This window comes from Cohnella yongneupensis (assembly GCF_042655785.1).
GTDB classification, from domain to species: Bacteria; Bacillota; Bacilli; order Paenibacillales; family Paenibacillaceae; genus Cohnella; species Cohnella yongneupensis.
Window position 1 is genome coordinate 87,261 of sequence record NZ_JBHSNC010000031.1, and the last position, 22,846, is coordinate 110,106.

A 22,846-nucleotide genomic window follows, 5' to 3' on the forward strand; every position below is an offset into this window, starting at 1 on the left:
GTGTCGATTAAAGATGGCGCCACGTACGAATGCGGGCGACGCCTAGATCGCCTAGATAGCCGATCAGCATCCAGCTAAGCACGGTAAGTAAGTACATAAACCATACGTTGACTTGATGGATGTCCACGAACAGCTCCACTAGCCAAGCCGGGACGCTGAACATGAAGAGGAACAAGTTGTGAGGATCGTAGCCGCTGACGTTGAACAGGCATAGCGCAACGCCGATTAACGTACACGCCAAGGTAATGGGATAACGCATGCTTTACTCCCTTCCGCCTCATAGTGCCCGTAGTATGCGCGGCGTTCCTCGATCTCATGCGCGCGGCGGCGCGGCAAGGCAATCCGATAACCGAGAGGATGAACCGTTATTATGATTACGCACATCGTTCTGTTCAAGCTTAAGGATCGCAGCCCGGAGAGCATTGCCCGCACGGCGGCCGTGCTTCGCGACATGGAAGGCAAAATCGACGTCCTCCGCCATCTCGAAGTCGGGACGGACGTGCTTCATTCCGAGCGGTCGTACGATATCGCGCTCTATACGAAGTTCGACTCGATGGACGCGCTACAGGCCTATCAAGTTCACCCTGTACACAAGCTCGTCATCGAGCACATGCTGTCCGTCCGCGAATCGTCGGTCAGCGTCGACTACGAGAGCTGAGAGGAAGAAAGACGTGGAGAAGGATCCGCAAAATATGGGCGACGTATTCGAGATGATGACGTACTTGCTCGTCATCATTATCAGTTCCGTCGTTATGGTTATTTGGTTGAAACGCCGCGCAAAGCGCAAGCGGAAATGAAAGGGGCTTGTTCGCCCATGTACAACGTGAACGAAACATTGATTCAAGAACGTCTCGCTTGCATTCCGGAGATTGCCGACGTATTGAACGAGACTATCCGGTCGTGGAGCGGTAAGTTGACCGAAGGATTCGTGCAAGAGCGCGCTCTTCATCTGGGCGCGGAAATCGTGACGGATATCGGACATGCGCTAATCGACGGTTTCATCATGCGCGATGCCAGCAGCTACGAGGATATCGTCGATATAATCGCGGAAGAGAACGTCATCGAACAACGGATCGCCGCGCGATTGCGGGAGCTTGTATTGCTTCGCAAGGCGCTCGTGCAGGACTTCGTGCAATGGCCGCGTCGCGAGCTCCATCCTTTGACGCCGGAGCTTCCTGCATTGCTTCGCGATTTCGCCGAGCAAGTCGAGGCTTATTTGGAGAAGGAGCTTCGCGGGTAAGCTAGGCTGATGCCAATACGTGGCGATTTACGTCCGATGCCGATTCCGTTACAATTAAGCCATACGAACCGCGCCGATGGCCGACTGTACGAGGATGGCGCGATGGACGAGGTGGAATGGCATGGTGCAGCCCAAGGAAGAAAGCTCGACGAGACGCCGATTGCTCCATCTGCTGAAAACGGGAGGCAAGTGCACCGTCAGCGAGTTGTCCATCGCGCTGTCGATTACGGAGATGGCGGTAAGACGTCATCTGCATGCGATGGAGAAGGATGGGATCGTCGGCGTTACAACCGTTCGCCAAGCGATGGGGAGACCGCTCTATCGCTATGCGTTAACGGCGCAAGCGGACGATTATTTTCCGAAAAACTACTCGCAGCTAACGCTCGATCTGCTTGCCGAGTTAGAGGAGCAAGCGGAAGGGACGGCGGTTATCGACCGGATGTTTCAGGGCAGGCGAGATAAGCTGGCGCAACGGTACGAGGAGCGGATGCGGCATAGACCGCTGGAGGATCGGGTGCGCGAGCTGGCGCTCATCCAGAACGGCGGAGGCTACATGGCGACGTGGGAACGGGCGGAAGAGAACGGCGGATTCGCGCTTCACGAGTACAATTGTCCGATCGCGCATATCGCGAACCAATTTCGTCAAGCGTGTCATTGCGAGCAACAGTTATTCGCGCAGTTGCTCGAGGCCGACGTAGAGCGAACCGAATGTTTGGCCGATGGCGGCGGTCGCTGCACGTACGCGATCAAGCCTCGATTATAGGTAATGGAACCGCCCGCGACTTGTCGCTGGCGGTTTTTTTGCGTTCACGCTAATCCGCCGCTGTAGCGTTGCCCTGCGAGGTTACAGCGCCTAATCACGCGAATCCGCGGCTGTAGCGTTGTCCTGTGAGGTAACAGCGCCTAATCGCGCGAATCCGCGGCTGTAGCGTTGCCCCGCGAGGTAACAGCGCCTCTTCGCGCGAATCCGCCGCTGTAGCGTTGTCCTGCGAGGTAACAGCGCCTCATCGCGCGAATCCGCGGCTGTAGCGTTGCCCCGCGAGGTAACAGCGCCTCATCGCGCGAATCCGCAGCTGTAGCGTTGCCCCGCGAGGGTACAGCGCCTCATCGCGCGAATCCGCCGCAACCGGAGGTTTCGATTTTCTTCCTGTCCGCAGTGTCAAGCCAAGCCCATGCTTCTTATACTATCTTAACCGCATGGGCATTCGCCCGGGTACCGCAAGCCGGCCGCGAGCAGGCCGAATCGAGGAGGGATTCGCATGGCATGGGAGATTACCGCTTATGCAATCGCGTTGTCCGTATTAGCCATCGCGGTCGCCGCCATATTCGGTGTCATCCGAGTCGTTCGGACGCTCGGAAGAGCCGAACGCACGCTGGCGCGAGTCGGCAGCGAGACGGAAATCTCGCTCAGGCAGGCGAGGCTGCTCGCAGAGGAAGCGACGGCGATAACCCGCAGTAGCCGGCAAGCGTTCGAAAGCATCGCTGCGTTCGCGGAGGGGGCGCGAGCGCTAGGCGATGCCGCGCAAGCGGCAGGGGAAGCCGCATCGCAAGTATCGGCGTTCTGGAGAGACCGATTGATCTTCCGGAGGGCGAATGAGCCCGCGGCGGATGACGACGGCGCGCAGGACGCTCGGGCGGATTGGCAAAGCGTTCTCAAGCAGATCTGGAGAGCTTGGAGAAACCGGTCTTGCGAAGCCGACGACGCGGAAGGCTCGCGGTACCCGGGAACGAGTGCGGATCAAGCATAGGAGAGTGAATGAGATGTCTAACAAAAAAGCGTTTTTCTGGGGTGCGTTGACTGGAGCGATTACGGGAGCCGTATCCGCGCTGTTGCTGGCGCCGAAATCCGGTCGCGAGCTGCGCAAGGACATTAGCGATACTGCCGTTAAAGTAGGAGGCAAAACGGCCGATCTTAGCCGCCAAGCCGGTTCCGCGGTGCAAACTTTCGCTAAACGCGCGACTAGCCTCGTTTCCCGCCGTAAATTGAACGGCGAGGCTGCCTTAGAAGCTGAAGTCGAGCCGGTATACGAAACAGAGGATTCTGTTAAGCAGTAACTTTTACATGAGGTCACGATAGCAAGAACCGCCTGCTCCCGCTTGGCGGTTCTTTGGCTATGCGCCCCATCTTGTCCCGATGTGCCGAACCGGAGGTACCTTTTGCAGAAGTCGGTCATAGAGTATCTTGAATTGACCTCATCATCGAAGAAGAAAGCGGTGTTCTCGTGCAGCGAGCGATTGCGGTTCTAGACTCCGGCGTAGGTGGATTGACCGTTGTCAAGGAACTGATGAGACAGCTCCCCCGGGAAAAAATCTGTTACTTTGGCGACACAGCGCGTACGCCATACGGGCCTAGGCTGGCAGAAGAAGTGATCGCGTTCACCCGCGAGATCGTAGATTATCTCGTCCAATTCGATCCGAAAATGATCGTCATAGCGTGCAATACGGCGACGGCGGTTGCGCTCGAGGATATCCGATGCCGCGTCAGCTTGCCCGTCGTCGGCGTTATCGAACCAGGCGCCCGCGCGGCGATCAATCTTACGAACGTCGATCGAATCGGCGTCATTGGCACGGAGGGCACGATCAAGAGCGGCGCTTACGAGCTAGCGCTCAAGCAACTTTCTCCTCGCGCCCAAGTCGTCAGCTTGGCATGTCCTTCCTTCGTTCCGCTAGTGGAAAACGGAATATTCCGTTCCCGCGAAGCGTACCGAGCCGTTGCGGAGGCACTGCAGCCGATGCGAAGCAGCGATATCGATTGTCTTATTCTCGGTTGCACGCATTATCCGTTCTTGGCGGCTCCGATCTCGGAAGCGATGGGTAACGAGGTCGCCCTCGTTCATTCGGCGGAAGAGACAGCTAGGGAGATCGTAAGCATATTGAGAGCGCGCAACGAGCTGGCAGATGCATGTGCGACTCCGGTGCATCATTTTTTTTGCAGCGGCGATCCGGAGAAGTTCCAGTATATCGCCCGGGATTGGCTTGGCGATTCGATTCGTTTGACGCCTGTCGTGTGGCAAGTCCCCCATATTCAAATTTGAACGTTAGGCACGCGCTTGACCATGGATCGCCGCGTATTGCGGCATTCATGGTTTTTCCTATTTGCGGTCATATGAGCGCTCCGTTCGTCATACATGAATTACAGTCGCGACGATAAGAAGGAGGAGACGATATGAGCCGACAGAAGTTCGAGTACAGCCCCGCTCAGTTAGCCGCTGACGTGCGCAAGCTCACGAGAAGTTATCCCTTCGTTACGGCGAGTCCGATCGGCCGAAGCGTGCTAGGCAAGCCGATCCATGCGATCAGAATCGGCGCCGGCTCGTTCAACTGGCATTTCAACGGCGCATGCCATGCGAATGAATGGATCACTTCTCTGTTGCTTATGAGATTTGCGGACGATTATGCGAAAGCTTGCCGCGGCAGAACGCAAATAGGCGGCAAACAAGCGAGGGACTTGTACAACCGAACGACTTTATGGATCGTTCCGATGGTCAATCCCGACGGCGTAGAGCTCGTACAGCAAGGCGTGACGCCCAAGCACCCTTATTATAAGGAGCTAATGGTTTGGAACCGAGGCTCCAATCTGTTTCATCGCTGGAAGGCGAATATTCGCGGCGTGGACCTCAACGACCAGTTTCCAGCTTGCTGGGAAGAGGAACGAGGCAGGCGTGGCGTAGAACGGCCGGGGCCGCGCGATTACGGCGGCAGCGGGCCGCTCACCGAACCGGAGGCGATCGCGTTGGCCGAATGGACGGAACGTTCCGACCTGCATGCGGTGTTGGCCGTTCATACGCAGGGCGAAGAAATCTATTGGAATTATCGCGGACATGAGCCTAGCGAATCGGCGGAATGGGCCAAGCGGCTGGCGTTAGCTTCTGGATACCGATCGGTATGGCTGGAAGGAAGCGATGCGGGTTATAAAGACTGGTTCATCGATAAGTTCCGTCGCCCAGGCTTCACGGTCGAGGCAGGATGGGGCCACAATCCTCTTCCGTTGGAAGGCATGGAGGAAACGTACGACGATGTGATGAAGCTGCTGGCCGAGGCGCTGGATCTGTCGCCTAGTTGAGAAGGTAGTGACGAAGCGGGGCATACTGTAATGACAATCCTAATCTTGCTTCGCTTCCGAAGCGAACGAAAGGCGGCGCGTCATGCTTCGGTCGCGAATGCTATGGCTCTACCGTTTGCGTCGGCTTCCCGTCCGCTTTTGGCGCGTATTTCGCTCTAAGCAGGTGCCGGCGAGGGACAAGCTGCTTTTCATCGTGCTTGTCGTGCTCTATTGGGTGCTCCCGGACTTGCTGCCCTTTTTTCCTATCGACGACTTGACGATCACCGCGCTGGCGGCTAATTGGTTCGTCGGCCGCATGGAGAAAAGGCATGGAACGCTGCGATGAACCGGCACGGCCGGAAAACGAATGTTGCATGCGCCATAGCGTTTCATTACAATATTAGAGAGGATATAGACGGGAGTGGTAGACGAATGAATTGCAAAATTACGCGCAATGCCGCCAACGTGCTGCGCCGCGAATTGGACAAACCGGAGAACGCCGACCAAAAGCTGCGCGTTTTCATCACGCATAGTCACGGAGACCATGCGCACTACGGCATGGATCTTGGCAAGCCGACGGATAAGGAAGAGCTCGTCTCGACGGACAAAGGCATCGATGTTCTACTGACCAAGGGCGAAGAGCTGCTCGACGGCGTGAAAATCGATTATTTGTATTTCCCTAAGGAAGGGTTTGTCATCACGAATCCTAGCAAAGGCAATCATGGAGAGCACTGATAACGTAACGCCGGGTTCGGCATCGGCGAACGACATTCGCATTTGCGACAAGTGTATTCATACGCGCGTTAAGACGATGTTGCCGAAGCTGAAGAAGCTCGATCCGGAGGCGGACGTCAAAGTCGCTTGCAAGTCTTATTGCGGACCTTGCTCCCGCTATGCTTTTATTTTCATTAACGGGCGGTACGTTACCGCGCCTACCGAGGATGAAGCGATCGAGAAAGCGCGCAAATACTTAAAATGAAACAAAGAGGCTGCCCATCATCGGGCAGCCTTTTGTTCGAATTCGTGCAATCTATTCTTTTGCTTTGCGGAATTTGGCGATCAAATCATGCTCGACGACACGGTCGGAGACGAGCAGATCGTTTTTGGCGGCATCCGCGCCCATTTTGCAGGCGGCGACGTCCGGTTCTGCTTCGCCCGAAGGGAGCGAGTAGCAAGCGCCGTGTTCGGCAACGCCATCCGAGCTCGGAACGAAGTAGTGCATGCCGTCGGTGAAGCCGCCGTTGCGGAAGACGACCGACTTCGGCGCTTCCGATAACGCGCTGATGCCCATCAAATAATCGTTATCCGTCGCGGGGATGCCGAGAAGGTGCATGATCGTCGGTAACGTATCGATTTGCCCGACGGCTTTGTCGATGACGCCGGCATGCTCGTCGTTCGGAAGATGGATGATGTAAGGGACTTTCCTCAAGATCGCATCCTTCTCCATCTCCGTCAGTGGGCGTCCGTAAAACTTATCGTAGACGCTCGTATCGTAAATGTAGTTGTCATGATCGCCGTAGAAGACGAGTATCGTATTGTCGTATAGTCCGGCTGCCTTCAGATCCTCGATAAGATCGCCGACGGCCGAGTCGACGTAGTGCGTCGCCTGTATATAGTCGCCGAATATGGTGCCGGTGAACGGAGCAACGTTAAGCTCTTGCGTCGATAACGGCAAGTCGAACGGATGATGGCTGGAAAGCGTGATCGCCATCGCGTAGAACGGCGATGAGTCGCGCGTTTTCAGTTGGTCAACCGTCTGGCGGAAAAACGATTTGTCGCTGATCGACCAACCGAGAGGGTCATCGAACTTGTAATTTTTCAAATTGTAAAACTGGTCGTATTCCATATCGTTGTACATATTATTGCGGTTCCAGAAGCTGCCGTCGTAGGCGTGGTGCACCGTCGTATCGTAGCCTTGCGTCTTCAATATCGAAGGCGCGCAGTCGAATTCGTTGTTGGAGAACCGAATGAATACGGAACCGGTCGGCAACGGATGCATCGAGCAGCTCGTCGAGAAGTCCGCGTCAGACGTATGTCCTTGCCCGGTCTGATGATAGAAGTTAGGGAAGTAAAGGCTCTGGCCGATTAGCTTATTCAAGTTTGGCGTAATTTCTTCTCCGCCGATCGATTGGCCGATTACGAATTGCTGGAACGCCTCCATCTGCACGACGAGCACGTTCTTACCTTTATACTCGCCGAACATCAGCTCGGATTCCATCTGTTGCTGCAGCTTTCTGCGGGCATCGAACCATTCGCTCGCTTGCTGCTCCTCTTGCTTGGAAAGTTTGTCGCTGAACCAGTTTTCCTTCGCGTAACGATAGACGTCGTAGCCATGGAACCCGAGCAAGCCGGTTACATTATAGATCGGGACGTTCCACCAAGCTCCGGCGAACAGTCCGCGCGCCCATCCGTCCTTTTGCGTCTCGACGGGATAGTAGATCAACGACCACCCAAGCGTAAAGGCGATCGTTCCCGGAATAAGACGTAGCAACAAGCGGCGTTTAATGGAAGGAACGTATGCCTTGGCACGCTGTTTTTTGTCGCGAGAGCGGCGCCACACGATCCATCCGATGCCGGCCAGTCCGATAGGAAGATCGGCGAACAAGATGAAGTCTTTCAACGTAATCGCGCCCCAAATGCTGTCCGTAAGCTCTCCGACTTGGCCGGCTTGGAACAGCACGGGAATCGAGATGAAATCTTTGAAGTAACGGAAATAGATCAAATCAGAGAATAGAAGCGCGGATAAGACCAGGTCGAGGACGACGAGAGTGATCCAACGCGCGCGACGTCCAAGCAATAAAGTCCAGAAGGCTGCCAATATGGCCGCGCCGTAGTTTACTTTCCATTTCCAATCGTTCATGGCGCCGACGTTGAACTGGTGATCCAACCATTCAAGCTTGTACACGATCGATAATACGAAGAGCATAAATCCCCAATAAGGCCAGCTCGTTAGTCCGTTAAGCAGCAACGGCCAGACTTTTTTCGCGGTAGCTTTCAACCGCTCCCCCATGATACGTCTTCCTCTCGTTCTACAATCATGAAATAAGTTTTAGTATAGCTCTCTTTATGGGGTTATTTCAATTCATTTGCACGCTGCGTTACAATAGTTAAATCATGGAGGTGTAGTCGATGGGACAGTTACAGACGGCGGACGATTATTTCGACGGCTTGTTTCCGCCGGATGAACAGCTAACGCGAGTAAAGGAAGCGATTGCCGCGGCGGGAATGCCGCAAATTTCGGTCGCTCCGGGGTATGGTCGGTTGCTGACGATGCTTGTCGCAATGTCGGGGGCGAAGCGCGTGCTCGAGATCGGCGCGTTAGGGGGGTATAGCGGCATTTGCTTGGCGAGAGGCCTTCCTGCAAGCGGACGGCTTACCTCGTTGGAATTGCGTGCGGATTATGCCGCGTTCGCGCACAAGAACGTGACGGAAGCGGGCTACGGCGAACGTACGGAGTATATCGTCGGCGACGCAAAAGAGAGTTTGGCGCAGCTTGCCGATGAAGGCGCGCGGTTCGACTTTTTTTTCATCGATGCGGACAAAGACAACTATCCGTATTATCTGGACGCTTGTATCGGTCTAGCTAATGCAGGCGCGATTATCGCGGCGGATAATACGTTATTAAGGGGAAGAACGGTCGATCCGGCGAAGCAAGGACCGTCCGTGCAAGCCGTTCGAGCATTCAATAAAAGGATCGCGAACGACCCGAATTTGCAGGGCGTTCATCTTCCGTCCTACGACGGCTTGGCGCTTGCGCGCGTGATCGACCTGTCTGTTATCCAAAAGTAAACATAACGTAAAGGGCGTAAAGAGCCTCCAACAATGACTAATTTAGTCATTTTGGAGGTTTTTTTAGGTATGTATATCCTATACATAGACAAAAATCCAATTTAATTAGGATTTTGCAAAGAGTTTTCCGATAAATGGGGGGTAATAGGAAACGTATGCCAAAATTTCATGTAAAAATGAACATAATTTCAACTAAAAAATTATGGGTTGAACATACGAATCAAAATGAATGAATTTTATTCACTACATTCATGAAATCATTCAAAACGAAAGCGTCACCTGTCACTAACGAGACATATTAGATAACTTTAAATGTAATATTACATTACATTGGCAATATCTTTCATTGCGAAATTCGAACGATGCAGTGTAAGATGTGTGATGTTATCGTTCTCGGAGTGAACGGCCTCCAAAAAGGACAACTTAACGGGGACGAAATACAAGAGAACATACAAAGAATATTGGGGAGGCTACAAAATGAAGTTGAAGAAGGTATTATCTTCGGCAATGGCAATCACCCTGGCTGGTACGTTGTTAGCCGCTTGCGGCAACAACAATACTAACAATGGGAACAACGCCGCTGCAACTCCAGGTGCAAGTGCAAGCCCAACAGCTAGCGCTTCTAACGGCGGAAGCAACAGCAAACAAGAACTCGTAATGAACTACCGTGCCGATCCTCCAGCTTTGGACGTATCGATCGCGGAAAGCGCCGCATCGTTCACGATCCTCGGCGCGATCAGCGAAGGCTTGTACCGTCTTGACAAAGACATGCAACCGCAACCGGGACTTGCTGCAGAGATGCCTCAAATTTCCGCGGACGGCTTGACTTACACGATCAAGCTGCGCGACGGTCTGAAATGGGCTAACGGCGAGCCGTTGACTGCTAAAGACTTCGTATACTCCTACCAAAGAACGCTTGACCCGGCTACAAAAGCTTCTTACGCTTTCATCCTGACTTGGGTTAAAGGCGGACAAGCTGTCCAAGACGCTAAAACTCCTGAAGAACTGAAAGCTGCTAAAGACGCTCTTGGCGTTAAAGCGCTCGACGACAAAACGCTTGAAATCACGCTGGATCAGCCGCGCGCTTACTTCACGGCTCAGCTCGCTTTCTTGAACTACTACCCGCAAAACGAGAAATTCGTAACCGCTCAAGGCGAGAAGAGCGGCGCGGACGCAGACAAAGTACTCGGCGCAGGTCCATTCGTCTTGACGAAATGGGATCACGAGCAACAACTCGTTCTCGAGAAAAACCCTAACTACTGGGATGCGGCTAACGTAAAACTCGACAAAGTTACGTTGAACATCGTTAAAGACCAAGCAACGGGTCTTAACCTGTACGAGTCCGGCAAAACGGATTATGCAGACATCAGCGGCGACGACATGGCGAAATACGAAGGCAAGGCTGACCTTGTTTCGAAGAAAGAGCTCGTAACGGGCTACCTGAACTTCCAACAAGTTAAAGTTCCGGCATTCAAAAACGTGAAGATCCGTCAAGCGCTTAGCATGGCGATCGATCGTACTTTGATTCCGAAACTCGTATTGAAAAACCCTTCGGTTGCTTCGACCGGCTTTGTACCTAACGGTAACAGCGACGGCAACGGCGCGGAATTCCGTGCTGGCGCAGGCGACCTCGAAGCTGCGTACGACGTAGCTAAAGCTAAGGAATTGCTCGCTCAAGGTTTGGCTGAAGAAGGCTTGACGGCATTGCCTAAGCTTGAAATCCTCGGCGATGACACGGAAAAAGGCAAGAAATTGCTCGAAAACCTTGTTATCCAATGGAAAGCTAACCTCGGCATCGAAGTCGTGGCTGCTCCTCAACCGCACGCAACGCGTCTGGACAAAGAGCTGAAAAAAGACTACCAAATCGTTTCCACGCTGTGGGGCGCTGACTATGACGATCCAATGACTTGGCTCGACATGTTCCTGACCGGCGGACCGTTCAACACGCAAGATTGGTCCAACGCTAAATACGACGAGCTCGTAAAAGCAGCTCAAAAAGAAACCGACAACGCTAAACGCGCTGACGAATTGAAACAAGCCGAGAAAATCTTGATGGACGAAGCTGCGATCTTCCCGCTGTACTTCCGTCAATCTCCGTTCTTGATTAACCCTAAAGTTCAAGGGTTGCTCTTGCCAACGTACGGTCCTGACTTTGAGTTGAAATGGACTTCCATTCAATAAGAATTCAGCGAACGATTAACTCGCTTAAATCGGTTACAGTAAATCGACAATCCATGAAAGAGGCCGTTACCCAACGGCTTCTTTCATGTCGATTGCGCGTATAGGAAAATAATTCATCCCTGAAAGGAGGATCCCCCGTGCTGAAATACGTGCTGCGCCGGTTTATCTACATGATCGTTACCCTGTGGGTGATCATCACGGCCACTTTCTTTCTCATGAAATTGCTGCCCGGAAATCCTTTTGGTGAAGCGGCAGCGAAAATGCCTCCGGAGAATCTGGCGATTTTAAAGGCGCAGTATGGTCTGGATAAACCGGAGTGGCAACAATATTTGAAATACCTAGGTAACGTCGCGCAAGGCGACTTGGGCGTATCTTACCAATTCCCTACGCGTACCGTCTCGAGCGTCATTAAACAATCGTTCCCGGCTTCCTTGGAGCTTGGTATCGAATCGCTCGTCATCGCGGTTATCTTCGGACTGCTGTTCGGGATCGTCGCTGCGCTTAAGCACAACAAATGGCAAGACTATTCCGCCATGTTCTTGGCTTTAGTCGGCATTTCCGTTCCTTCGTTCGTTATCGCACCGCTGTTGTCTTTGTACGTCGGTAACAAGTGGGGCATTCTGCCACCGGGTTTATGGGAAGGTCCTGAAAACCGCATTTTACCCGCGATCGCGCTTGCTTTCGGTACCATCGCCATACTGGCTCGGATGATGAGAGCATCGATGCTCGAAGTGTCTAGCCTGGACTATATCAAAACCGCTAAATCCAAGGGCTTAGCAACCAGTACGGTCGTTGTCGGCCACATGCTTCGTAATGCGATTTTACCTGTCGTGACCATTCTGGGACCGATCGCGGTAAACGTAATTACGGGAACGCTCGTCGTTGAGAGCGTGTTTGTTATTCCTGGTCTCGGTTATCAGTTCGTAAGCTCCATCACGACGTTGGATTACACTATGATTACGGGTCTTACGATTTTCTACGCGGCCATTCTGATCGTCGTTATGTTCCTAACCGATATTGCTTACGGCTTCATCGATCCACGAATTCGCATGTCGGGGAGGGGGTAAACCATGATTTCGAAAGAACAGTTTCAACCGGCTCTGAAAACGACAAACGCCGATGCCATCGTTCGTCCTTCCCTTACTTATTGGCAGGACGCTTGGCGGCGTTTGAGAACTAATAAAATGGCGATGGGCGGTTTGTTCATCCTCATCGGTATAATTTTGCTTGCGATTATCGCTCCATGGGTGAGCAAGCATACCATTTACGAAATCAATCTCGAGGCCATCGACCAAAAACCGTCCGGGGCTCATTTGTTCGGAACGGACGACTTCGGCCGCGACCAATGGTATCGGATCTGGCTCGGCACGCGGATTTCATTGTTTATCGGTCTTATAGCGGCTGTGCTCGATCTTGTTATCGGCGTTTTGTACGGCGGTATTTCCGCGTACTTCGGCGGTAAAGTCGATACGGTTATGCAAAGAATCATCGAGGTTATCTACTCGATTCCGCTGTTGTTGCTCGCGATCATTTTGATCGTGTTCCTCGGACCGGGTATCAGTTCCATCATCATCGCGTACGCGTTGACCGGATGGGTCGGGATGGCGCGGCTCGTACGGGGACAACTGCTGCTCGTTAAGGAGCAGGAATTCGTTCTGGCTGCTCGTACGCTCGGCGCTAAGCCTTGGCGTATCATTATGAAGCATTTGATTCCGAACGTAATCGGCCTCGTGATCGTACAAATCACGTTTATCGTGCCGACGGCGATTTTCTTCGAATCGTTCCTAAGTTTCATCGGCGTAGGTATTCGGCCGCCAATGGCGTCCTTGGGTAGCTTGATCAACGAAGGCGCGCATAACATGCGCAACTATCCGTACTTGCTGATTTATCCGACGATCGTATTCAGCTTGATTTTGCTCAGCTTTAACGTCGTAGGCGACGGTCTGCGCGACGCGCTGGATCCGAAAATGAGAAAATAAGGAGGGGTCCCCGATGGCGAAACCTTTGCTCGAAGTCAAAAATTTGCGTGTGTCCTTTAAAATGTACGCCGGCGAGGTACAAGCGGTGCGCGGCGTCTCCTTCACGGTAGATAAAGGAGAAGTGCTGGCGATCGTCGGCGAGTCCGGCTGCGGCAAGTCCGTAACGGCTCAGACGCTAATGCGCCTTGTTCCGTCTCCGCCAAGCGTTATCAAAGAAGGCTCTTCGATCGTGTTCGACGGCGAACATGAAATCGCGAAGATGTCCGAATCGCAAATGCAGCACATTCGGGGTAACGAAATCGGTATGATTTTCCAAGATCCGATGACGTCCCTGAACCCGACGATGACGATTGGAGCGCAAATTACCGAAGGTATTTTGAAGCATCAAAAAGTCAAGAAATCGGTAGCGATGGCGCGTGCCGAAGAGCTGTTAACGCTCGTCGGCATGTCGAACGCCAAGGAACGGCTGCAGCAATATCCACATGAGCTTTCCGGCGGTATGCGCCAGCGGGTTATGATCGCACTTTCGCTTGCTTGCGGTCCTAAGCTGCTCATCGCGGATGAGCCGACGACGGCGCTTGACGTAACGATCCAAGCGCAGATCATCGATTTGATGCGCGATATTCAACAAAAGACGGATACGGCTATTATCCTGATCACGCATGACCTCGGCGTCGTTGCCGAGATGGCGCACAAAGTCATCGTCATGTATGCGGGCAAAGTCGTTGAGAGAGGCACGCTGGACGAGATCTTCTATGAACCTAGACATCCGTATACATGGGGATTGCTTCGTTCGGTCCCTCGTCTGGACAGCGACAAGAACGTCGAGCTCGAGTCGATTCCGGGTACGCCGCCGGACTTGTACGCGCCGCCGGTAGGCTGTGCGTTCGCTGCACGTTGCCCTTATGCAATGAAGGTTTGCCAAGAGATCGATCCGGATCATTTCGTCATTCACGGCGATCATACTGCGGCTTGCTGGCTCAACCATCAGGACGCGCCGAAGGTTGAGATGCCTGTCGGCATTGGGAGGGGAGCTCATGGCTGAACAGAATATTCTTGAAGTCAGAAACTTGCAGAAGCACTTCAACTTAAGCAACAACCGCGTGCTTAAAGCAGTCGACGGCCTTAACTTCGCGATCAAACGCGGCGAGACGTTCGGTCTCGTCGGCGAATCTGGTTGCGGCAAGTCGACGACCGGCCGGACGATCATTCGTCTGTACGAAGCGACGGGTGGCGAAATCCTCTTCAACGGCGAGAACGTGCAGAAGATGAAGGGCGATAAGCGCATGAAGTTCAACCGCGACATGCAGATGGTGTTCCAAGATCCGTACGCCTCGCTCAATCCGCGTATGACGGTCGGCAAAATCATCGCCGAAGGCATGGAAATCCACGGCTTGTATGACGGCAAAGAACGCAAAGCGCGCGTGAACCAGTTGCTTCGCGACGTAGGCTTGCGCGAAGAGCACGCAGAGCGGTTCCCGCACGAGTTCTCCGGAGGTCAGCGCCAGCGGATCGGCATCGCCCGCGCCCTTGCGATCGAGCCTCAATTCATTATCGCGGACGAGCCGATCTCCGCGCTGGACGTATCCGTTCAAGCGCAGGTCGTCAACTTGTTCAAGAAGCTGCAACGCGAGCGCGGCTTGACGTACTTGTTCATCGCACATGACCTTGCGATGGTTAAGCATATCTCCGACCGAATCGGCGTTATGTACCTCGGCAAGCTCGTCGAAGTCGCTTCTTCGGAGAAGCTGAACGCCAAACCGCTTCATCCGTACACGCAATCGTTGCTGTCCGCGATTCCGATTCCGGATCCAAGCGTTCAACGCCAGCGCGAGCGCATTATTCTTCAGGGCGAAATTCCGAGCCCGCTTAATCCGCCGAGCGGATGTCCGTTCCGCACGCGTTGCCCGCATGCGATGGACGTATGCGCGCAGCAAATGCCGGAATTCCGCGAAGTCGAGCCGGATCATTATGTAGCTTGCCACTTGCTGTAATCTTATAATAGAAGAAAAGAAGGCTGTATCGCCGCGGGTCATTGACCTGCGAGCGATACAGCTCTTTTTGATTACCCGCCCGCTGCTACGGCTGCTGGGGAGAAGCCGGAGATGACACTAGCGCAAAAAGCATACAACAATGACTAATTCAGTCATTTAAGAGGGTTTTTTTAGGTATGTATATCCAATACATTACAAATTACATAATTTAATTAGGATTGTGCAAAAACTTTCGATTAAAAGGTTGAGAATAGGAAGAACACACCAAAATTTTATTGGAAATTGAACGAATTTTCACAAAGAAAATTATGGGTTTGACAAACAAATCAAAATGGATGAATTATTATTCATTATATTCATAAAATAATTCAAAATGTAAGCGGTACCCGTCATGAGTTGGTTACTATTACTAACCTAACGAGTTAGATTTTATTACATTTTTAATATCAATCATTGCGGGAATCGAAGAATGCATAGTAAGATATGGTAACGTTATCGTTCCCTGAGTGAAAAGTGAATGGTCTCAAAAGGGGCAACTTACGAGGAACGAACGAAACAGAATTAAATAGACTTTGGGGAGGTTACAAAATGAAGTTCAAAAAGATTTTCTCGTCGGCAATGGCAATTGCGCTGGCGGGTTCGTTGCTGGCTGCATGCAGCAGCAACAACAATGGCAACAACGCTGCTTCGCCTGATACAGGCGCAAGTCCGAGCGCAACCGCGTCGGCGCCTGTAAACAAAGAACCGACAGAATTTCGTTTCACTTTGGCAAGCGATCCTCCAAGCTTAGATCCTGCTTTGATGGTTGATGCGCAATCTTTCATCGCTGGATCGGGATTGTTTGAAGGACTTACTCGTCTGAATGCAGCGGGCGAACCTGAAAAAGCGCTGGCTTCGGACTGGACTGTATCCGATGACGGTAAAACGTACACATTCAAATTGCGCGAAGGTGCGAAATGGAGCAACGGAGATCCTGTAACCGCTCATGACTTCGAATACTCCTGGATACGCACGTTGACACCTGAAACGGCTTCCGATTACGCGTATATGCTTTACTATTTGGTCAACGCCGAAAAGTTCAACGCCGGCGAAATCAAAGACGCAAGCCAAGTTGGCGTAAAAGCGCTTGACGACTATACGCTTGAAGTCAAGCTGAACTCGGCAACGCCGTACTTCCCAAGCATCATTTCACATAACTCCTACTGGCCTGTTGACAAAAATGCTGTAGACGGCAAACCGAACTGGGCTGCGGAAGCTTCCACGCTCGTTACGAACGGGCCGTTCAAATTGGACGAATGGGCGCATGGCGACAAGCTTGTCTTGAGCAAAAACCCAGACTACTATGATGCGGCTAAAGTCGGCTTCGACAAAGTAACGATCTCCCTCGTCGAAGAAGATTCCACTGTATACAGCCTATTCGAAACGGACAAAATCGACTGGATTGGCGCTCAAGCGGGCTCCGTACCAAGCGACCGAGTTCCTGGACTGGTTAAAGACGGTAAAGCGGAAATCAAAACGATCGCTTCGACGTACTACTACCTGTTCAATACGCAGGAAAAGCCTTTCAGCAACGCGAAAGTCCGCAAAGCGTTCTCGATGTCGATCAACCGTCAATCGATCATCGACAATGTTACGAAAGCGAACCAAACGCCTGCATTCGGTCTCGTGCCACCTTCTATCGCAGGTATGGAAGGCAAAAGCTACCGCGAGCTTTATCCGGACACTTCGTTCTCCTCCGAGAACGTAGAAGAAGCGAAGAAACTGCTTGCTGAAGGTCTTGCTGAAGAAGGACTCAGCAGCTTCCCAGAAACTACTTTGCTTTACAATACGAACGAAGGTCACAAAGCGATTGCGGAAGCGCTCGTCGACATGTGGCGTAAAAATCTTAACGTTGATTTGAAGCTGGCTAACCAAGAATGGGGCACATTCCTCGAAACGCGTAAAGCGGGCCAATTCGGTATCGCTCGCGCTGGATGGGGAGCTGACTTCAACCACGCGATCAACTTCACGTATGACCTGATTCACCCGAAATCCGGTAACAACGATGGTAAATACATCAACGAGCAAGTCGGCAAATTGCTTGACGATTCCATGGCTGCGCCAGACGAAAAAGCACGTCTCGATTTGATCGCGCAAGCAGAGAAAATCGCGCTGTCTGACGACATGGCCGTATTGCCGATCTACTACTACACGACCGTAACGATGAAGAAAGACGGTTTCGAGAACGTCGTATCCGACTATGCCGGTCACTTGCAATGGGCATTCGGCAGCAAAAAATAATAGTTAGCTAACATGTAGGGAAATTACGACTAGAAGGGTATATATAGTATCCCTATATATACCCTTTTTAGTTTCTTATAAAGGAAGAAGGGGCGGGTGAGAATGTGTGATTCGCTATATATTAAAAAAATTCGTGTTTATGATCGTTTCGTTGTTCTGTTTGATAACGGCAACATTCGTACTGATGAATGCGGTGCCGGGCAGCCCGCTGCAATCTGAGAAAGCAACGAGTGCACAAGTCCAGAAAAATTTAGAAGCGTATTATGGATTGGATAAACCTCTTATCGAGCAATACGGCATTTATTTGAAAAATCTCGTTCATGGCGACCTTGGTATTTCCATGAAGAAGAAATTCCAGGAAGTTGACAATATTATTTCTGACTCTTTCAAATATTCCTTAAAACTTGGGATTGCTTCAATTATTACGTCCGTAGTGGTAGGTTGCATACTGGGTATTATCGCAGCGATGTACCACCGCAAGCTGATGGATAACATTGCGATGATTATAGCAGTCATTGGATTGGCCATTCCGAGTATCGTTATGGCTCCGGTACTGCAGTATTTGTTGGCTGTGAAAATAAGAGCGTTTGAGGTGGCTGGATTGAATGGTCCGATGGACTACGTACTACCGACCATAGCCCTTTCCGCCGCACCAATCGCATTTATCGCTCGGTTGATCAGATCGACCATGATAGAAGTATTGAATGCCGATTTTATCAAAACGGCAAAGTCTAAAGGCCTTGCTGGATATTTGATCATTTGGCGACATGCTCTGCGCAACTCGATGTTACCTGTCGTTACCTTTCTCGGTTTCCTTACGGCTAACGTCATTACCGGCTCCGTTGTTATCGAGAAAATTTTTGCAATTCCCGGTCTAGGCAAGTTTTTCGTCCAAAGTGTCTCGGATCGCGACTACCCGTTAATTATGGGAATTACAATCTTCTATGCCGTCATTCTGATGGTATGCCGTCTCCTCGCCGATATCGCCTATGTTCTAGTCGATCCGCGAATGAGAGTATCCGGCGGAAAGGTAGGGAAGTAGACCTTGAATAACGTGAAAAAAGGGGATACTATTCGCCCCGAACTGTTTGCGCCGATTAATCGCGATGGAGCGAGCGCGGAAAGAATCGAAAGAAAGAGGCTGACCGCCTGGCAAGATATCCGGATGCGCTTGCTCGGTAACAAGCTAGCGATGATTGGTCTTTATTTGATGGGTGTCGTGTTGCTTTTCGCCATCTTCGCTCCGATTATTTCGCCGCAAGATCATTTTACGAACGATCTGATGAATACGAACAAGGCGCCTAGCGCGCAGCATTGGTTCGGAACGGACGATTTGGGACGTGATATGTTCGAACGAACTTGGAAGGGTGCGCAAGTTTCCCTGTTCGTAGGTTTCGCCGCGGCGATGATTGATTTGTTTATCGGAATCATTTACGGCGGAATTATGGGTTATTTCGGCGGCAAGGTGGACGAGGTTATGAACCGTTTCGCCGAAATTTTGTACGCGATTCCGTATTTGCTCGTCGTTATACTTTTGCTCGTCGTTATGGAACCGAGTATGACGACGATTATCGTTGCGATGTCGATTACGGGTTGGATTAACATGGCCTGGATCGTACGGGGTCAAATCATGCAATTGAAAAACCAAGAATATGCGCTTGCATCCAAAGCGCTCGGCGCGGGCTCCATGCGCATTATTTTCCGTCATCTGATTCCGAACGCGATGGGTCCCATTCTTGTTACGTTGACTTTGACAGTGCCAAGCGCGATTTTCACAGAGGCATTCCTCAGCTTCCTCGGCTTAGGCGTACAGTCTCCCGTCGCTTCCTGGGGAACGATGATCAGCGATGGTGTTAAATCTATGGAACTGTTCCCATGGCGTCTCTTTTTCCCTGCTTTCTTCTTAAGCTTAACGATGTTTGCCTTTAACATATTCGGAGACGGTTTGCGCGACGCATTCGATCCGAAATTGAAAAAATAACTCGATTTTATCGGAAAGGAGGTCTTGGTCCTCATGAAAAAGATTCTTGACGTTAAAAACTTAAGCGTATCGTTTCACGTCTATGGCGGCGAAGTGCAAGCCATCAGAGACGTCAGCTTCGACGTGAAGGCAGGGGAAGCCGTCGCGATAGTTGGCGAATCCGGCTCCGGAAAGAGCGTCACGGCTCAAACGATCATGCGATTGATCCAAACTCCGCCGGGTAAAATCAAAGCTGGAGAAGTGCTGCTGGATGGACAGGATTTGCTAAAGCTGTCCGAAAAAGAGATGCAAAAAGTCCGCGGCAACAAAATTGGTATGATTTTCCAAGATCCCATGACTTCATTGAATCCGACCATGACTGTCGGCAAGCAAATTATGGAAGGGTTGGTTTTGCATCAACGTCTTAGCAGCAAAGCGGCGAAAGCTCGTGCGATCGAATTGCTTAAGATGGTCGGCATTCCGAACCCGGAGACGCGTATTGGCCAATATCCGCACCAGTTTTCAGGAGGTATGCGGCAGCGCGTAATGATCGCGATCGCGCTAGCTTGCAACCCTGCACTATTGATCGCAGACGAACCGACGACCGCACTCGACGTTACGATTCAAGCGCAAATTCTTCAGTTGATGAAGGATCTTCAAAAGGAAACGAATACGTCGATTATTTTGATCACGCACGATTTGGGTATCGTCGCAGACATTTGCGATCGCGTTATCGTCATGTACGCTGGTCAAATCGTGGAAACGGGCACGAAGCGCGAAATTTTCCGCAATCCGAAGCATCCTTACACAAAGGGCTTGCTGAAGTCTTTGCCACGTTTGGATCAAGACAAGAACGAACCGCTGATTCCGATCTTCGGAACGCCGCCGGACCTGATTAAGCCTCCGCAAGGTTGCGGCTTCTGCGAACGGTGCGACGAAGCGATGCACATATGCGAAACGGAAATTCCGGAGCGGACCGTACTCAGCGACACCCATGCCGTTCGTTGCTGGCTGCAGCATCCTTACGCGAAACAGCAGGGCGCGCTCGGCGGCAAGGAGGCGAGCGTATGAGCAAACCGTTCATTGAAATCGAAGGGCTGAAAAAGCATTTCGACCTTGGTAGCAATCAAATTTTGAAGGCTGTTAACGATATTAGCTTCTCGCTCCAAAAAGGGGAGACGCTCGGGTTGGTAGGCGAGTCGGGCTGCGGCAAATCGACCGCAGGACGTACAATCATCCGTCTATACGAGCCTACGGCGGGCCGCATTTCGATCGATGGCACCGATATTACGAAAGTATCCAAATCCAAATTCAAAGCTTACCGCAGCAAAATGCAAATGGTGTTCCAGGACCCTTACGCGTCCTTGAACCCGCGCATGACGATTCTCGACATCATCGGCGAAGCTCTCGACATTCACGGCCTCGCGAGCGGCAAAGCGGAAAGGAAACGCCGCGTCGAGGAGCTGCTCGAGATCGTCGGCTTGAACGGCGAGCACGCTTCCCGTTATCCGCACGAATTTTCCGGCGGACAACGTCAACGGATCGGCATTACCCGCGCGCTTGCGGTTCAGCCTCAGTTTATGATTCTCGACGAGCCGATCTCGGCGCTCGACGTGTCGATCCAGGCGCAAATTATCAACCTGCTGATCGACCTGCAGAAGAAAATGGGGCTAACCTATTTGTTCGTCGCGCACGACCTTTCGATGATCAAGTACATGAGCGACCGCGTCGCTGTCATGTACTTGGGCAAAATCGTCGAGCTCGCGAAAAGCGAAGACTTGTACGCGAATCCGCAGCATCCGTACACAAAGGCGCTCTTATCGGCGATTCCGGTACCGGATCCGGACGTGGAAGAAGGCAAGGAGCGCATCGTCCTGAAGGGCGACCTGCCAAGCCCGGTCAGCCCGCCGAGCGGTTGCGCGTTCCGCACGCGGTGTCCCGCGGCGACGGAAAGATGCGCGGCGGAAGTGCCTGTACTTCGCGAGACGCGTCCGGGCCATATCGCGGCCTGCCATTACGCATAAGCGTCATATAGATAGAAAGAACGGAGCATGATCAGTTGCTCCGTTCTTTTTTGTATGCTTGGCGTAGCCTATCGATCTGCAAGCCTTGCCGCCCGCAACGCTCGCGATGCCCATACGCTGGTCAGCATGAGCAGCGCTGCCGATACGAGGAACAGCCCTTCGATTCCGATAAACCCGGATAACGCGCCGCCGACGATCGGTCCGACCATGTTGCCGAGCGCGAGCGCGCTGCTGTTGAAGCTGAAGGAGCGGCTTTCCTTTCCGTCCGGCGTACATTGGCGGATTAGCGAATTCACGGTCGGGATGAGACCGCCCATGAAGCAGCCCTGCAGAAACCGGCAGACGAGCAACTGGCCGACCGAGCCGACGAAAGCTTGCGGGAGGAGCATCACCGCCGCGCCGACGAGCGAGACGAGCAAGATGCGCTTAGAGCCGATCCGGTCGCTGAGCCGGCCTAAGATCGGCGAGCTAATCATATTGGATAGTCCGGTAACCGAGCCTACGAAGCCGGAGTAGAAGGCTAGATTGTCCGTTGTACCGTGCAGACGCTCTACATATAGAGGGATGAGCGCCATCGGACTTAACATCGCGAACTGGATTAGGAATGTCACGGACAGCAGCACCGGCATTTGCCGAATGGTCATTAGCTCGCGGAAGCCTTTGATAACGCCGACCTGCGGCCGGTTGGCGGCTGCTTGCTTGTCGAAGTTTTCTTTCACGAGAATCCAGGATACGATCGAAGCCAGGAAGAGCAGCGTTCCCGTAATATAGAAGATCGGGCGGAATCCGATGCTGTCTGCGAGCAACCCGCCGAAGAACGGACCCATTATCGAACCGGCGATGCCTCCGGATTGCAGCGTACCCATCGCGAAGCCGGACCGTTCCTTCGGCGTCGTCGCCGCGACGAGAGAGACGGCCGCGGGCTGGAAGCCAGCGATGATGCCGTTCATCATCCGAAGCACGAGCAGGTGCCAAGGCGCCGCAGCGAATCCCATCAGCACCATGACGACCGCCATGCCGAATCCGGAACGCAGCAGCATCATTTTCCGTCCGTAGCGGTCCGACAGCTTGCCCCATACCGGCTGGAACAAAAACGAGGTGACGAAGTTCGCGGCGAATATAAGTCCGGCCCACACGCCGATTTCGTGCTCGTCGGTCAGTCCGAGGTCTTGCTTCAAATAAAGCGAGAGAAACGGGATGATCATCGTCATGCCTGCCATGACCAAGAAGCTGCCGAACATAAGGACGGCCAAGTTGATTTTCCAACGCTGCATGATGATCTCCTTCACAGACGAACTTTCGCGTTCTTGCTAGTATATCACAGGAGGGCGCTCGCGATATTCACGCCTTTGTCAAA

General features: G+C 52.4%; 25 protein-coding genes. 22 read left to right on the forward strand and 3 right to left on the reverse strand.

Annotated features, from left to right (window positions below; all coding sequences use genetic code 11):
• Nucleotides 1-7: 7 nt before the first annotated feature.
• On the reverse strand, nucleotides 8-259 hold the full coding sequence (locus ACFPQ4_RS10565; RefSeq protein WP_378111808.1) for a hypothetical protein: 252 nt from the start codon (nucleotides 257-259) through the stop codon (nucleotides 8-10).
• Between the two features lie 111 nt (nucleotides 260-370).
• Here ACFPQ4_RS10565 and ACFPQ4_RS10570 point away from each other — a divergent pair, with 111 nt between their 5' ends.
• The 11 genes from ACFPQ4_RS10570 (at nucleotide 371) to ACFPQ4_RS10620 (ending at nucleotide 6,261) form a co-directional block, all read left to right on the forward strand.
• Complete coding sequence (locus ACFPQ4_RS10570) at nucleotides 371-658, forward strand: Dabb family protein (RefSeq protein WP_378111810.1); 288 nt, start codon at nucleotides 371-373, stop codon at nucleotides 656-658.
• A gap of 13 nt (nucleotides 659-671) precedes the next feature.
• On the forward strand, nucleotides 672-797 hold the full coding sequence (locus ACFPQ4_RS10575; protein WP_378111811.1) for a hypothetical protein: 126 nt from the start codon (nucleotides 672-674) through the stop codon (nucleotides 795-797).
• A 17-nt stretch (nucleotides 798-814) separates the two neighbouring features.
• Entirely contained in the window at nucleotides 815-1,240 is a 426-nt protein-coding gene (locus tag ACFPQ4_RS10580; RefSeq protein WP_378111813.1) for a DUF86 domain-containing protein, read from the forward strand.
• Nucleotides 1,241-1,361: 121 nt separating this feature from the next.
• The gene (locus ACFPQ4_RS10585) at nucleotides 1,362-2,003 is read left to right on the forward strand and encodes a helix-turn-helix transcriptional regulator (protein ID WP_378111814.1); all 642 of its coding nucleotides are present in this window, start codon (nucleotides 1,362-1,364) and stop codon (nucleotides 2,001-2,003) included.
• A gap of 496 nt (nucleotides 2,004-2,499) precedes the next feature.
• Nucleotides 2,500-2,988, forward strand: coding sequence for a DUF948 domain-containing protein (locus ACFPQ4_RS10590; RefSeq protein ID WP_378111815.1), 489 nt, complete (start codon nucleotides 2,500-2,502; stop codon nucleotides 2,986-2,988).
• Nucleotides 2,989-3,001: 13 nt separating this feature from the next.
• Nucleotides 3,002-3,295, forward strand: a complete 294-nt coding sequence (locus ACFPQ4_RS10595; protein WP_378111816.1) for a YtxH domain-containing protein — start codon at nucleotides 3,002-3,004, stop codon at nucleotides 3,293-3,295.
• Between the two features lie 167 nt (nucleotides 3,296-3,462).
• Nucleotides 3,463-4,275: a glutamate racemase gene (gene racE / locus ACFPQ4_RS10600; RefSeq protein WP_378111817.1), complete on the forward strand. Its 813-nt coding sequence runs from the start codon at nucleotides 3,463-3,465 to the stop codon at nucleotides 4,273-4,275.
• Nucleotides 4,276-4,406: 131 nt separating this feature from the next.
• A complete protein-coding gene (locus tag ACFPQ4_RS10605; RefSeq protein ID WP_378111818.1) occupies nucleotides 4,407-5,303 on the forward strand; it encodes a M14 family metallopeptidase in 897 nt (298 codons plus the stop codon).
• 82 nt (nucleotides 5,304-5,385) lie between these two features.
• The gene (locus ACFPQ4_RS10610; protein WP_378111819.1) at nucleotides 5,386-5,628 is read left to right on the forward strand and encodes a YkvA family protein; all 243 of its coding nucleotides are present in this window, start codon (nucleotides 5,386-5,388) and stop codon (nucleotides 5,626-5,628) included.
• Nucleotides 5,629-5,714: 86 nt separating this feature from the next.
• Nucleotides 5,715-6,017, forward strand: coding sequence for an iron-sulfur cluster assembly accessory protein (locus ACFPQ4_RS10615; RefSeq protein WP_378111820.1), 303 nt, complete (start codon nucleotides 5,715-5,717; stop codon nucleotides 6,015-6,017).
• Nucleotides 6,004-6,261 (forward strand): YuzB family protein, encoded by a 258-nt coding sequence (locus ACFPQ4_RS10620; RefSeq protein WP_378111822.1) that lies wholly within the window; start codon nucleotides 6,004-6,006, stop codon nucleotides 6,259-6,261. Before ACFPQ4_RS10615 ends, ACFPQ4_RS10620 begins: the two co-directional genes overlap by 14 nt.
• A gap of 51 nt (nucleotides 6,262-6,312) precedes the next feature.
• On the opposite strand, the gene ACFPQ4_RS10625 is transcribed toward ACFPQ4_RS10620, so the two are convergent.
• The gene (locus ACFPQ4_RS10625; RefSeq protein WP_378111823.1) at nucleotides 6,313-8,292 is read right to left on the reverse strand and encodes an LTA synthase family protein; all 1,980 of its coding nucleotides are present in this window, start codon (nucleotides 8,290-8,292) and stop codon (nucleotides 6,313-6,315) included.
• A gap of 119 nt (nucleotides 8,293-8,411) precedes the next feature.
• On the opposite strand from ACFPQ4_RS10625, the gene ACFPQ4_RS10630 reads away from it, so the two are divergent.
• The 11 genes from ACFPQ4_RS10630 (at nucleotide 8,412) to ACFPQ4_RS10680 (ending at nucleotide 21,489) form a co-directional block, all read left to right on the forward strand.
• Entirely contained in the window at nucleotides 8,412-9,071 is a 660-nt protein-coding gene (locus ACFPQ4_RS10630; protein WP_378111824.1) for an O-methyltransferase, read from the forward strand.
• A gap of 477 nt (nucleotides 9,072-9,548) precedes the next feature.
• On the forward strand, nucleotides 9,549-11,252 hold the full coding sequence (locus tag ACFPQ4_RS10635; protein WP_378111825.1) for a peptide ABC transporter substrate-binding protein: 1,704 nt from the start codon (nucleotides 9,549-9,551) through the stop codon (nucleotides 11,250-11,252).
• A 137-nt stretch (nucleotides 11,253-11,389) separates the two neighbouring features.
• Nucleotides 11,390-12,319 carry an ABC transporter permease gene (locus ACFPQ4_RS10640; RefSeq protein WP_378111827.1) on the forward strand — a complete coding sequence of 310 codons (930 nt, stop codon included), beginning with the start codon at nucleotides 11,390-11,392 and terminating at the stop codon, nucleotides 12,317-12,319.
• Nucleotides 12,320-12,322: 3 nt separating this feature from the next.
• Complete coding sequence (locus ACFPQ4_RS10645) at nucleotides 12,323-13,231, forward strand: ABC transporter permease (protein ID WP_378111828.1); 909 nt, start codon at nucleotides 12,323-12,325, stop codon at nucleotides 13,229-13,231.
• Nucleotides 13,232-13,244: 13 nt separating this feature from the next.
• Nucleotides 13,245-14,276 carry an ABC transporter ATP-binding protein gene (locus ACFPQ4_RS10650; RefSeq protein ID WP_378111829.1) on the forward strand — a complete coding sequence of 344 codons (1,032 nt, stop codon included), beginning with the start codon at nucleotides 13,245-13,247 and terminating at the stop codon, nucleotides 14,274-14,276.
• Nucleotides 14,269-15,225: an ABC transporter ATP-binding protein gene (locus ACFPQ4_RS10655; RefSeq protein WP_378111830.1), complete on the forward strand. Its 957-nt coding sequence runs from the start codon at nucleotides 14,269-14,271 to the stop codon at nucleotides 15,223-15,225. The genes ACFPQ4_RS10650 and ACFPQ4_RS10655 overlap by 8 nt, the downstream gene beginning before the upstream one ends.
• A 588-nt stretch (nucleotides 15,226-15,813) precedes the next feature.
• A complete protein-coding gene (locus ACFPQ4_RS10660; protein ID WP_378111831.1) occupies nucleotides 15,814-17,505 on the forward strand; it encodes a peptide ABC transporter substrate-binding protein in 1,692 nt (563 codons plus the stop codon).
• Nucleotides 17,506-17,611: 106 nt separating this feature from the next.
• Nucleotides 17,612-18,547, forward strand: a complete 936-nt coding sequence (locus tag ACFPQ4_RS10665) for an ABC transporter permease (RefSeq protein ID WP_378111832.1) — start codon at nucleotides 17,612-17,614, stop codon at nucleotides 18,545-18,547.
• A gap of 3 nt (nucleotides 18,548-18,550) precedes the next feature.
• Nucleotides 18,551-19,486, forward strand: a complete 936-nt coding sequence (locus ACFPQ4_RS10670) for an ABC transporter permease (protein ID WP_378111833.1) — start codon at nucleotides 18,551-18,553, stop codon at nucleotides 19,484-19,486.
• Between the two features lie 33 nt (nucleotides 19,487-19,519).
• Nucleotides 19,520-20,536 (forward strand): ABC transporter ATP-binding protein, encoded by a 1,017-nt coding sequence (locus ACFPQ4_RS10675; protein WP_378111834.1) that lies wholly within the window; start codon nucleotides 19,520-19,522, stop codon nucleotides 20,534-20,536.
• Nucleotides 20,533-21,489 (forward strand): ABC transporter ATP-binding protein, encoded by a 957-nt coding sequence (locus ACFPQ4_RS10680; RefSeq protein WP_378111835.1) that lies wholly within the window; start codon nucleotides 20,533-20,535, stop codon nucleotides 21,487-21,489. Before ACFPQ4_RS10675 ends, ACFPQ4_RS10680 begins: the two co-directional genes overlap by 4 nt.
• 68 nt (nucleotides 21,490-21,557) lie before the next feature.
• Here ACFPQ4_RS10680 and ACFPQ4_RS10685 read toward each other — a convergent pair whose 3' ends face one another.
• Entirely contained in the window at nucleotides 21,558-22,763 is a 1,206-nt protein-coding gene (locus ACFPQ4_RS10685) for an MFS transporter (RefSeq protein WP_378111836.1), read from the reverse strand.
• Between the last annotated feature and the right edge of the window lie 83 nt (nucleotides 22,764-22,846).